Below are 10371 nucleotides of genomic sequence, written 5' to 3' on the forward strand. Positions count from 1 at the left end.
TATTCTAGGAGGAGCCGGAGGGTTCGGCAGGTTTGGGGTCCATGCGTTGGGAAATGACCCGCGTGACGCCGTCGCCGCGCATGGTCACCCCGTAGAGCACGTTGGCCACGTCCATGGTGGGCTTCTGGTGGGTGATCACGATGAGCTGCGAGTCTTCGCGCAGTTCCTCGAACAGGGCGATGAGCCGACGCAGGTTCACGTCGTCCAGCGCGGCCTCGACCTCGTCCATGACGTAGAAGGGGCTGGGGCGGGCGCGGAAGATGGCGACGAGCAGCGCCAGGGCGGTCAGCGACTTCTCCCCGCCGGAGAGCAGCGAGAGGCGTTTGACCTTCTTGCCGGGCGGGCGGGCCTCGACCTCGATGCCGGTGGTGAGCATGTCGTCGGGGTCGGTGAGCACCAGGCGTCCGGCGCCGCCGGGGAACAGCGTGTCGAAGACGCGGGGGAACTCGTCCTCCACGTCGTTCCACGCCTCGGTGAACAGGGTGAGGATGGTGTCGTCGACGTCCTTGATCACCCCGTCGAGGTCGTCGCGGGCCTTCTCCACGTCATCGAGCTGGGTGGCCAGGAAGCGGTGGCGCTCCTCGAGGGCGGCGTACTCCTCCAGCGCCAGGGGGTTGACCTTGCCCAGCGAACGCAGGGACTTCTCGGCCTGCTTGAGTTCACGGGCGGCGAGATCACGGTCGAAGTCCTCGCCCGGGGCCTCGGCGAGCAGCTGGGCTGAGCTCATGCCGAGCTGGTCCATGGCCTGTTCCAGGGCCTGCTCGATGCGCAGCTGCGCCTGGCTGCGGGCGATCTCGGCGGTGTGGGAGGTGTTGGTCAGGTGGTTCAACCGCAGGGTCAAGGTGTTGACCTTGTCCTTGCGTTCATTCAGTGCGCCCTGCCACTGCCGGTGCGCCTCGTCGGTGCGCGCCCGGGTGCCTTCGGCACGGTCCAGGGCGTCGCGGATGCGCAGGTCCACGCGCCTGGCCTGCTCGGCGACGACGGCGGCGCGCTCACGTGCTGCCCGACGACTCGCGGCCGCACGTTCGAACTGCTCGCGTGCCGCGGTCTCCTGGCGGGCCTGGCGGCGCAGCCCCTCGGCCCGTCCACGGTGGTTGCCGGCGCGTTCCTCGGCGGTGCGCAGCGACAGCCGGGCCTCCATCTCCATGGCGCGCGCCTGGGTCAGCGCCTGGGACGCCGCATCGCGTTCTGCGGTGGACGGTTCGGCGTCACCGCCGGGGCTCTCTCCTTCCTCATCCAATCGCGCCAGACGCTCGGCGACCTCGTCGGCCTCGGTGGCCAGCGCGTCGCGGCGGGCTTCGGCCTCGTCGCGTTGGGCGACGACCTTGTCCAGCAGTCGGCGAGCCTGGCCCGCACTGCGCTCGGCGGCCTCGGCCCGCTGGCGGGCGGCGGTGAGCCGGGTACGGTGGTCGCGCACCGCGGCGGTCGCCCCGGCTGCGGCGGTGCGCAGCTCCTCGGCGGCCTGTTCGGCGCCGGTGAGTGTGGCCTGCAGGTCGGCGAGTTCCGCCTGACGTTCGGCGATCTCCCCGGACGCCCGGTCGATGCGGGTGGACAGCTCCACCGGGGTCGTCCCGCCGGAGCCGGCGGCGACCCAGCCGGCGCCGAGGAGCACACCGTCGGCGGTGACGGCGCGCAGGCGCGGGTCGGCGGCGACCACGCGGCGTCCTTCCTCGACACCGGGGACGGCGACGACGTCGACGAGCAGGGCGGTGACGGCCGGTACCACGGCGTCGTCGACCTCCAGGTGGTCGAGCAGCCAGCCGGCCCGGGAGTCTGAGGTGGCGATCGCCGTGGAGTCCAGGCGCCAGGAGCCGCCCGCCCCCTCACCGGCAGCTGCACCGTCACCGGCGAGCAGGACGGCGCGTCCTTCCGCCGCCTCCACCAGGGCGTCCACCAGCGAGTCCACGGAGCCGGCGTCGCCGCCGGCGAGCCCGGCGGGCAGCACCGCGGCGACCGCGCGCTCCCAACCGTCGTGCACGCTCAGCAGGTCGGCGAGTGGACGCAACGCGTCCAGCCCACGCTCGGCGGCCGCACGCACCGCCACCGCCGCACCGTCGGTGGGACGCAATTGATCGCGCCAGGCGTCCACCGACGCCTCCAGCGAGGCGACGGCGCGTTCCAGGTCGCGTTCGGAGCCGCGCAACTCCCCCACCCGCCGGTCGGCGCCGGTGGACTCCTCGGCCGCGCGTGCCGCGGCGTCCTCCAGTCCGGCACCCTGGTTCTCCAGCTCGGCCAGCGCGTCGGCGGCGTCGGCCGCCTCGGAACCCGAGGTTGCCTCCAGGGCCTCGCGCTGCTCGTCGACGGACTGCTGGAGCCTCTCGATCTCCTCGGCCGCGGCGGTGCGCCGCTGGTCCACGGCGTCCTGCTGGGCGAGCAGCCGGACGATCCCCTCCCGCCGGTCGGCGATCGCGCGGACCTGTGCGAGGTGCTCGCGCTCGGCCTCACGGGCGGCCTCGTCACGGGCGGCGACGTCCTCCCGGATGTTCTCCAGCCGCTCCGCGGCGAGCTCGACCTCCTCGTCGAGCACCGACTGCTCCTCCTCCGCCTGCTCGGCGCGGGCGATGAGCTCGTCGGGGTCCTGGCCGGTCCAGGTGGTGTCGGCACCGGAGTCGTCGGCCCGGTCGGCGGCGATGCGCAGGGTGGCCGAGTTCTTCTCGGCGACCGTGGACAGCCGAAACCACAGGGACTTCGCCGCCTCGGCCTCCTCCAGGGCGGTGCGCAGCTCCTCCTCGGTGACCGCCAGCGCGGTGGTGTGCTCCTCGAGCTCGGCGTTGAGCTCGGCGATGTCGGCGTCGAGGACCTTGGTCTGTGCGTCGGCGTCGTTGAGTTCCTCGGAGAGCCGACGGACCTTGTCGGCGGTGAGCAGCAGCCGGTTAGAACGGATCGTGGCCTGCACCTGCTCGGCGCGTTGGGCGGCCTCGGCCTGGCGTGCCAACGGCTTGAGCTGCTTGGCCAGCTCGTCGGTCAGGTCGTGCAGACGATCCAGGTTGCCTTGCATCGACACCAGCTTGCGCTGGGCCTTCTCCTTGCGACGGCGGTGCTTGAGGACGCCCGCGGCCTCCTCGATGTAGGCGCGGCGTTCCTCCGGACGCGACTCCAGGATCTGGGCGAGACGCCCCTGCCCGACGATGACGTGCATCTCGCGGCCGATGCCGGAGTCCGACAGCAGCTCCTGGATGTCCATCAGACGGGCCTTGGAACCGTTGATCTCGTACTCGCTGGCCCCGTCGCGGAACATGCGCCGGGTCACGGAGACCTCGGAGTAGTCGATGGGCAGCGCGCCGTCGGCGTTGTCGATGGTCAGGGTGACCTCCGCGCGGCCCAGGGCCTTACGGTCGCCGGCGCCGGCGAAGATGACGTCCTCCATCTTGCCGCCGCGCAGGGTCTTCGCGCCCTGTTCGCCCATCACCCAGGCGAGTGCGTCGACGACATTGGACTTACCGGATCCGTTCGGCCCGACGACCGCGCAGATTCCGGGTTCCAGTTTCAGGGTCGTCGCCGACGCGAAGGACTTGAAACCCTTCAGGGTCAACGACTTGAGGTGCATGGCGGAGAATTTTACCTCAGCGGGTCTCGAACCCGGTGTACTCGCCACGCGGGCCAGTCACCGAGTCCACCACGTGGTCCACCCGCCCCGGGGTGTCACCGGAGCGTAGCCAGTTCAGCAAGTCACCCGTGGCGGTCTCGGAGCCTTCGGCGATGACGAGGACGCGGCCGTCCGGGTAGTTGGACGCGAATCCGGTGAGCCCGAACTCCAGGGCCTTCGTCCTGGTCTTCCATCGGAAGCCCACCCCCTGGACGTGGCCGTGCACCCATGCGGTGAGACGGGTGGTGGGTGCTTCCGGGTGCTCGCTCATGCGTCCAATCCTGCCATGGTGGCTGTGGTGGCCGCTCTAGCCGCGCAGCGTGCGTGCCGGCTGGGCGTCGAAGGTGTCGTCCTTGTCGTCCCAGCACTCCACGTTCTTCAGCTCGGGAAGCATGCTGCGCTTGAAGACGGGGTCGAGCCCCTGCTTGCGCTGTTCGTTGTAGTTGCGCAGCAGCTTGAGCACCACCGGGCACAGCGGGACGATCGCGCAGAGGTTGACGAGCACCATGATCGCGGTGAAGGTGTCGGCCAGGGCCCAGATGAGCGGGAGCTGGACGATGGCGCCGAGGAAGACGCAGATGACCACGAAGGTACGGAAGGCCAGCATGACCATCGGGTTCTTCGTGAAGTACTCCACGTTGGACTGTGCGAGGTAGTAGTTGCCGATCACCGAGGAGAAGGCCAGGAAGAACAGGATGAAGGTCACCGCGTGGATGCCCCAGTCGCCGACCTGGGCGGCCACGGAGTCCTGGGTCAGCGGCGAGCCCTGGATCTCCTCACCGAAGGGCGGGTTGGACAGCAGGATGATGAAGGCGGTGACGGAGCAGACCACCAGGGTGTCGAAGTACACGCCGAGGGTCTGAACCAGGCCCTGCTTGACGGGGTGGGACACCGCGGCGGTGCCGGCGGCGTTGGGCACGGAGCCCTGGCCTGCCTCGTTGGAGAACAGGCCGCGGCGCATGCCGTTGACGAACGCCGCACCGACGGTGGCGCCGGCGATCTCCTTGAACCCGAAGGCGTGCTCGATGATCTGGGCGAAGACACCGGGGATCTCGGAGAGGTTCATCAGGACGACGATGAGGCCGAGCCCGATGTAGGCCACGGCCATGAACGGCACGACCACCTGGGTGAAGGAGGCGATGCGCTGCACGCCACCGAAGACGATGAGGGCGGTGAGTGCGGCGACGACCAGCCCGACGATGATCTTCAGGCCGGTGCCGTCGTTGTCGGCGGAGCGTCCGACGGATTCCACGATGGCGTTGGTCTGCAGGGCGTTGTTGACGAAACCGAAGGTGACGGTGATGATGACGCCGAAGATCACGGCGAGGACGGGCTTGTTCAGGCCTCGGGTGATGTAGTAGGCCGGACCGCCGCGGTAGGCGTTGTTGGCGTAGTCGCGGGTCTTGTAGAGCTGGGCCAGGGTGGACTCCACGAAGGAGGTCGCACCACCTACGATGGCGATGACCCACATCCAGAACACCGCCCCGGGTCCACCGAGGGTGATCGCCACGGCGACGCCGGCGACGTTGCCGGTGCCCACGCGCGAGGCCGCGGAGATCGTGAAGGCCTTGAACGGCGAGATCCCCTTCTTGCCCGCCCCCTCCGGGTCCTTGCCGACCATCTCATCGTCCTCGTACGGCGCCTCGGCGACCGCCCCGAACATCTGGGGGAAGAGCCGCAGCTGGACGACCGCAGTCCTGACTCCGAAGTACAGGCCGACCGTGACGAGAATGAAGGCGAGAACCAGCCAGATGTTGTCGTTCATGGATGAGATGAAGTCCGTCATGTTCGGGACGTTACTGCGCATCCAGTGAAAGCGACGTACCAACACCCGCTTAGGTGTCGCAGATCACTTTTGTTTACCTCATTAGGCCACCCCCTGGTCATTGCCGGGCGTTATCGCTGCTCCGAGTCGGTAGGAGCCTCACCGCCTATTGCCCCGTCGGACGCCCCGTCGGCCGCTCCCGCGTCGCCGAGCAGTTCGGCGACCTCGTCGGCGACGTCCGACAGGCCGGGCTCGCCGTCCAGGCCGGCCTCGCCGATGACGTCCAGCAGGACGGCGGCGCCGTCCTCACCGAAGGCCGCGATGATCTGCTCCGCGAGGAAGCGGCTGCCCGGGGTCGACGGGTGCGCGGTCATGTTGAATCCGCGGGTGGTCCAGTCACGCAGCCCGGAGACGAACCGGTCGGCGTCGCGCGCGCAGGTGGAGTTGACGTCCACGGTCATGTCCCGGATGTCGACGAAGCTGACACCCGCCGTCTTCGCCGCGGCCTTCTGGTTGGCCTGCGTGGCCCGCTCGTACTCCGCGGTGCGCGGGGCGGGAGCGCCGGACGGCAGGTTCGGGATGATGTTGCGGTCGCAGTAGACCTCGTCGGTGCCCGTGGTCGACAGGCGGCCGAGCATGAGGATCTCCGCCGCCGGCGCCGCCTCCCTGACCTTCTCCACCGCCTCGACGAGATTGGCCTGGATCTGTTCGTCCGAGGTTCCCCGGCGCTTGTCGTTCATGCCGGCGGCGAGGACCACCGTGGAGGTGTCGTTGACATGCCCGGCCTGGATCGCGAGGTCGACACGGTGGAGCATCTCGGTGGTGGTGTGGGCGTTGCACGCCCAGTTCTGGACGGGGCGTCCGGTCTCCTTGGCGACCATCGCGGGCCAGGCGTCCGGGGCGACGAAGCACCCCGCCTGCCTCGGGTAGGCGAAGCCGAGCTGGGGGTACTTGTTGATCAACCAGTGCGAGTTGGCCGTGAAGGAGTCCCCGAAAGCGACGAGGTTGTTCTCTGTCTCCTCGGAGTACGGGTTCACCCGGGGGAACAGTGTGCCCAGCGTGGGGATGCCCGCGGATCCGGCAACGGTCGCGGACGACCCGAGCGATCCTGAAGACCCTGAGGCCGGCAGGTCGTCGGCCGCGGCAGTCGGGGCGGCGGCGAAAACAATGGTCAGCGCCAGAATCGGGGCCGTGATCGCGGCAAAGGACGTCGGGCGGCGGCGAGGAGGTCGCACGGCAGAGTTCTCCTGAAGGTATGAAATGTCAGTGGCGGAGAGTGGTGGATCATTGCAGCGCAAACAGCACGGCAAGCGCCCAATGAATCCCGGGTAACCGTAGTCGGCTAAGCACTCTATTACATGCAAGCAAGAATATTCATCCCTACGTCTCCCCTACCCCTTCTCACCGAGCGCTGGCGGCTGCCACCTGAGAGGCGAGGAAGCGGGATCCCGGAGTCGAGGGATGGGAGGTCATGTTGAATCCGCGGGTGGTGATGTCCCAATTCCCGGAGATGTAGCGGGCGGCGTCCTTCGCGCAGCTGGAATGGCTGTCGATCGTCTTGGAACGGATGTCGATGAACGGCACGCCGGCAGACGCCGCCGCTGCCTTCTGGTTGGCCTGCGTGGCTCGTTCGTTGGACGCGGTACGCGGTGCAGGCTGGCCGGTGGGCATGTTCGGGATGATGTTGACGTCGCAGTAGACCTGGCTGGAGCCCGTGGTGGCAAGGCGCCCGAGGATGAGCACCTCAACCTTCGGGGCGACGGCGCGGACCTTGTCCACCGCCGCGACGAGATTCGCCCGGACGACCGCGTCGTCGACGCCCTGATTCTTGTCGTTCATGCCGGCGGCGAAGACGACCGTGGAGGTGTCGTTCACGTGGCCGGCCCTGATCGCCTGGTCGACCCGGCCGAGCATGTTCGCGGTGGTGTGCGTGTTGCACGCCCAGTTCTGGACGGGACGGCCCGTCTGGTTCGCGACGAACCCGGGCCATGCGTCAGCAGCTACGAAGCAACCTGACTGCTTCGGGTAGGAACTGCCGAGCCCAGGGTGCTTGTTGACCAACCGGTGCGAGTTGGCGGTGAAGGAGTCGCCGAAGGCCACGACGTTGCCCACCGTCCTCGAGGAGTACGGGGCCGAGGTCGACGATGACCCGCTTGAGCCACTCGATCCACTGGAGCCCGACGAGCCCGAAGAACTCGAGGATCCAGAGGATCCAGAGGAATCCGCTGAGCCACCTCCGGACGACGGCAGATCAGCCGCAACTGCCACGGGGGAGGCGGCGAGGGCCGAGAAGGCCAGGGCAAGGGCCACGAGCGGCGCCAGGGCGGTAGGACGGCGGCGAGACAGTCGCACGGCAGAGTTCTCCTGAAGGAATGAAGTGTCAGAGGTGGAGAGATGAAGAGAGGTGGAGGTCCGAGGAGGAAGCGAACACCCTCCCCAGATTCCCGGCGCCGCGCGAAGTGACTCGTGGCCCACAGAGAACACTATTCTAAGAACACACATTTGGTTCAGAAATCAACTATTCTCAGGGGTCTTTTCCGCCGGCCCCCCCGCCAACGTCCAGCCACGACCAACCGCGGATAGCCCCCTGCCAGCGCGCCGGTCACCCGTGTGCCCACTACGCAGAGCTAACGGGCTGCCTCAGAATGGTGCGGAGCTTCTCCGGGGCCACGCGGCGGACGTCACTGAGGTAGATCTCGTGGTGCATTCGCTCAGGAACTGGCCCTCGTCGTCGAAGGATCCGACGTCGAGAGCCGCCCGCTGACCCCGAAGGCCGACTTCCAGCCAGACAGAGCGGCCGAGTCTGCCAGCCGAAGCAAGCCGGAAGGTACCCATTCAGCCGTCTGCGAAGAAAGTACCGCTGCGATGTAGCTTGCGCGCTCTAGTGGCCAGATGCACGCAGAAAACTGTGCGCCCTCGGATAGCTACCGGTAGGCTCAGGGAGTGGATGTGAAGGTTTCCAGATCCGAGGTCAACGCTTTCCGGTTGCATGCCCATCACCTAACGGACCGAGTCGAGCAGCACCGCCTGCTCGATGTCGTTGGCGCAAGTGGCATCCAGAACAGCCCTCCTGGCTCGGCATTGCTCTCGTTGCATGCTCGGGCGCAGGGTGTCTCACAGGAACTGGTCGACAAACGCGTAGGCGATGACAAGAACCTGTTGCAGAGCTGGTGCATGCGCGGGTCGCCGTTCTTCTTCCCTACACGCGACGCACCGGTGTTCACCACTGGAGTGCTGCCGCCGACTGAAGAGACGATGCGCCAGTTCATCCGAGGGGCAAGCCCATCGGTAGACGAGCTCGAGCTCAGCCTCACTGAAGTAGTCGAGCTGACTTGAGCCGAGATCGGCACAGTACTGACCGGTCGCCGCCTGGCGATCGACGAGCTTGGAGCCGCTATCGCGGAACGGGTCGCCGACACTCTGCCGACGAAGAAGCGCCGCTTGTGGAACCAAGAAGGCCCCCATGCCGCTGGCCAGCCCCTCGGCGAGGCCATCGTGCACTTCTGCATCCGGATCCTCACCCTACAAGGCGTAGTCTGCCTTGCTCCACGGGAGGACAACGCGGCCCCGTTCGTGTTGGTCGAGGAATGGTTGGGCACGCCAATCCCGGACGTCGACCCGGAAACGGCCCGGGCGGAGCTTCTGCGCCGCTATCTGCACTGCTACGGCCCATCGACCAAAGCGGACTTCGCCAAGTGGTTGGGGGTCCGAGCCGGTGACGCTGAACCTTGGTGGGGTCTCGTCGAAGACGAGTTGACTCCGATCAATTTTGGTCGCAAGACATGGATGCTGACCGATGATGTCGACGCTCTCCAGACATCCCCTCCAATGCAAGGGCTGCGCCTGCTCCCGCCTCGCGATCCGTACACGCAGTTGCGTGACCGCGAGACCATCGTCGACAAGAAGTTCCACAAGACAGTGTGGAAGCCTGTCGGTGATCCCGGCACGGTACTCTCGGATGGTGCGATAATCGGCACTTGGCGTCCCCGTAAGAATGGGAATAAATTCAGGCTTGTAGTTGCGCCGTTTGACCGCCTCACAGCACGCGTCAAAGAAGATATTGAGCACGAAGCTAAGAAAATTACCGCTCTGCGTGGTGCTACCGACCTGACCCTCGATTTCGAACCTTGATACACCTATGGGCAGTGGCCGGCGGGAGAACGTGCAGATAGGCAGCCTTGGATTTTCAGTTTCATTGAGTCAAGGTGTCTTGGGACTGCTGCACGTTTAGGTAACAGGTTGTACCCACGCCGCCAGTGCGACGGTCGTGTTCATGATGTTCTCGAATTCGATGGGCGTCAAACGGCCCAGGCGGGCCTGTCGGCGACGTCGGTGGTAAGTTCGATTGATCCAGGTCACCATCGCGATCCGCAATTGCTCACGCGTGGTCCAGGCGCGGCGGTCAAGGACGTTCTTCTGCAGCAGGGCGAAGAAGCTCTCCATGGCGGCATTATCTCCGCTCGATCCGACTCTGCCCATCGATCCGACCATCCGGTGACGGGCCAGTGTGCGAAGCATCTTCCGACTACGAAATTGTCTGCCCCTATCGCTGTGCACGATGCAGCCGGCGACGTCGCCACGCATCGCCACCACGTTATCCAGGGCTCGGACGGCCAGACGCGACTCCATCCGCGAGCCGATCGAGTACCCCACGATCCAACCAGAGAACATGTCCTTGATCGCGCAGAGGTAGAGCTTGCCCTCGGCGGTGTTGTGCTCCGTGATGTCCGTCAGCCACAACTCATTCGGCACGTCCGCGGCGAATACATGACGAGATCGGCCGTGAAGTCCCGCTTCACCAGATCGTCGAGCACGGGCGGGCCGGGGAAGTTTCCCGTTCTCCCCCGCTTCTTACCAAGCACTGACCACCCCTGGTTGTTCCGGCAGATCCGCCACGCGGTCCGCTCACAGATCCCTTCGCCGGTGGCGCGGGCTTCTTCGGCGAGGAATCTCGACCCGAACTCCGGGTCATCCCGGTGAGCGTCGACCAAGGCGTTGGCTCGATAAGCCGAGGCCAACT

5 protein-coding genes and 3 pseudogenes are annotated in these 10371 nt (G+C 66.9%); 1 reads left to right on the forward strand and 7 read right to left on the reverse strand.

Features of this window, described 5'->3' with window-relative positions:
* Positions 1-4: 4 nt before the first annotated feature.
* The 6 genes and pseudogenes from smc to ACT3S3_RS12440 all read right to left on the reverse strand — a co-directional run.
* Complete coding sequence (gene smc / locus ACT3S3_RS12415; RefSeq protein WP_301441841.1) at positions 5-3547, reverse strand: chromosome segregation protein SMC; 3543 nt, start codon at positions 3545-3547, stop codon at positions 5-7.
* Positions 3548-3563: 16 nt separating this feature from the next.
* A complete protein-coding gene (locus ACT3S3_RS12420; RefSeq protein ID WP_301441842.1) occupies positions 3564-3857 on the reverse strand; it encodes an acylphosphatase in 294 nt (97 codons plus the stop codon).
* Between the two features lie 36 nt (positions 3858-3893).
* The gene (locus tag ACT3S3_RS12425; protein ID WP_301441843.1) at positions 3894-5372 is read right to left on the reverse strand and encodes an alanine/glycine:cation symporter family protein; all 1479 of its coding nucleotides are present in this window, start codon (positions 5370-5372) and stop codon (positions 3894-3896) included.
* A gap of 110 nt (positions 5373-5482) precedes the next feature.
* Positions 5483-6586: an SGNH/GDSL hydrolase family protein gene (locus tag ACT3S3_RS12430; RefSeq protein WP_301441844.1), complete on the reverse strand. Its 1104-nt coding sequence runs from the start codon at positions 6584-6586 to the stop codon at positions 5483-5485.
* Positions 6587-6752: 166 nt separating this feature from the next.
* The gene (locus ACT3S3_RS12435; protein ID WP_301441845.1) at positions 6753-7463 is read right to left on the reverse strand and encodes an SGNH/GDSL hydrolase family protein; all 711 of its coding nucleotides are present in this window, start codon (positions 7461-7463) and stop codon (positions 6753-6755) included.
* A gap of 505 nt (positions 7464-7968) precedes the next feature.
* Positions 7969-8058, reverse strand: a pseudogene (locus tag ACT3S3_RS12440) (GyrI-like domain-containing protein); the annotation flags it as partial.
* Positions 8059-8300: 242 nt separating this feature from the next.
* Between ACT3S3_RS12440 and ACT3S3_RS12445 the strand changes: the two are divergent.
* Positions 8301-9482, forward strand: a pseudogene (locus ACT3S3_RS12445) (winged helix DNA-binding domain-containing protein).
* Between the two features lie 96 nt (positions 9483-9578).
* On the opposite strand, the pseudogene ACT3S3_RS12450 reads toward ACT3S3_RS12445, so the two are convergent.
* Positions 9579-10371, reverse strand: a pseudogene (locus tag ACT3S3_RS12450) (IS3 family transposase); the annotation flags it as partial.

This window comes from Corynebacterium sp. AOP40-4SA-5 (assembly GCF_052377355.1).
Classification (GTDB): Bacteria; Actinomycetota; Actinomycetes; order Mycobacteriales; family Mycobacteriaceae; genus Corynebacterium.

Bases quoted from the DNA above. Each gene is read 5' to 3' on its own strand.
- ACT3S3_RS12420 (WP_301441842.1), bottom strand. From the start codon at position 3,857: ATGAGCGAGCACCCGGAAGCACCCACCACCCGTCTCACCGCATGGGTG.
- smc (WP_301441841.1), bottom strand. From the start codon at position 3,547: ATGCACCTCAAGTCGTTGACCCTGAAGGGTTTCAAGTCCTTCGCGTCG.
- ACT3S3_RS12425 (WP_301441843.1), bottom strand. From the start codon at position 5,372: ATGACGGACTTCATCTCATCCATGAACGACAACATCTGGCTGGTTCTC.